At 41.7% G+C, this 1,569-nt stretch carries 1 protein-coding gene; it reads right to left on the bottom strand.

The window, feature by feature from the left end; genetic code table 11:
* Nucleotides 1-375: 375 nt before the first annotated feature.
* Nucleotides 376-798, bottom strand: a complete 423-nt coding sequence (locus EYW48_RS21045) for a hypothetical protein (protein WP_277433033.1) — start codon at nucleotides 796-798, stop codon at nucleotides 376-378.
* Between the last annotated feature and the right edge of the window lie 771 nt (nucleotides 799-1,569).

Here is a 1,569-nt window from a genome sequence, read left to right as displayed (position 1 = left end):
AGTCCACCTTTCAACGACAAACCAAGCTTTTGAATGAGACAAAATCACCGAGCAAGACTTTCAGCAAATGCGAAATGATCGACTAACTTGCCATTTCCACACTTTGCACCCGCTAAACTGACAACGCGCCAACGCTAAAACCAATTGAGGCAAACAAAGAAACTTGCCTGTTTTACGGTTTGAGTTAACCAAGAATTTGAGGATAAAAAAGCTCATTTGCCGACAATACAAAACAAATGGCCGGAGAAATCCCAAAAGATTGAACCCCTAAATTTACCTGAGTTGCATAACGCCGCATTAAGGTGTGAGCGGCGCTTGGCTATACTTGAGCGAAGCGAAACTGCCAAGCGTTGCGAATCACTCTTAAATGCTTTGTTATAACTCTTTCCACTTACGGTCCAAAGTATAACCACCGAAGACAAGAGTACAGTTAATCAGCAACTTAACATACCACAAGGCATACCATGCAACTTCAGTATGAGTTCTCGTATCTTCGATATAGGATAAAGTCATATAAGCCGTTGTAGACACACCCCAATGATCAAAAGCTGGGAACCAGGAAGAATATAAAGCAGCCAAAAACAAAGGCCATACTGGAACTGGATTAAAGCTCATTCTTGAAAAGTATGTCCATACACCCATAACAACAATGGAAAGAACCGTATATCCAATAACTTTGGCACTAATTTCCCAAGGTAAACCAAACACTTGGGAGAATTTCCAAACCGCAGCTACACCAACAGCAACAACAATAAATGCAATTACTGAAATTGAATCGTCATTAGCCCTAGAACTCATATCTCACCCCTATGAAACAGATTTATTAAAACCTACCATCAACAACTGTATATGTAAACAGTGTTTGTCATAATGAGATCGTAATATCATTGAGTTATAACGCTGCGTTAAGTGGTGAGCAACGCGACCACAATCCTAAACCATTGCGCCTTAAACACAACACTCAACCTAGAGCCGAAACTCCCAAGCGTTGGGAATCCGTCTTAAACGCCTAGTTAGCTGCTGCACTTTAGCTAGCGAATTACGCCAAAATGCCTAATTTGAAACACATTATTGCTTTCAAACGGCAAAGTAAAACGGACAGCTGTGAAATTAAAACCTAATCCACGAAATGCGCTTGGCAAAGAAGAAATGACCGAGGAAATCCCCCATTCCTGAGCATGGTAATTTGCAAAGAATTCTATCGAAAAAGCCAACGACAAAGCACACGAAACGAATTTAAGAATGCATAAATTTCAACATCAAAAAACCGCGCCAACGAACTTAACAAACACAACACTTCCCGTAAGCAGACTTCGTTAAGTTCAAACACTTCCCGAAAAGTGCCACTGGCGAGATAGTTGAGAAGCTGAAATCTGTCCGGTGTGTAGCTAGAAAACCGAAAGCCTTTCCACCCTAAATTCACCGTTTTTCTTAACCCCAGCTAACGCCGCGTTAAGTGGCGAGCAACGCCAACCACCTTACCTAAACCATTGTGACATAAACACTTAACCTGAAGAAAGCCGAAAGCGCCAAGCGTTGGGAGTCCGTCTTAAACGCTTTGTTATATGC

The sequence above is a fragment of the Vibrio sp. 1180_3 genome, from assembly GCF_029478545.1.
Taxonomy (GTDB): Bacteria; Pseudomonadota; Gammaproteobacteria; order Enterobacterales; family Vibrionaceae; genus Vibrio; species Vibrio aestuarianus.
Note: the sequence above shows the minus strand (reverse complement) of the source record. Positions and strands in the feature narration are given on the sequence as shown.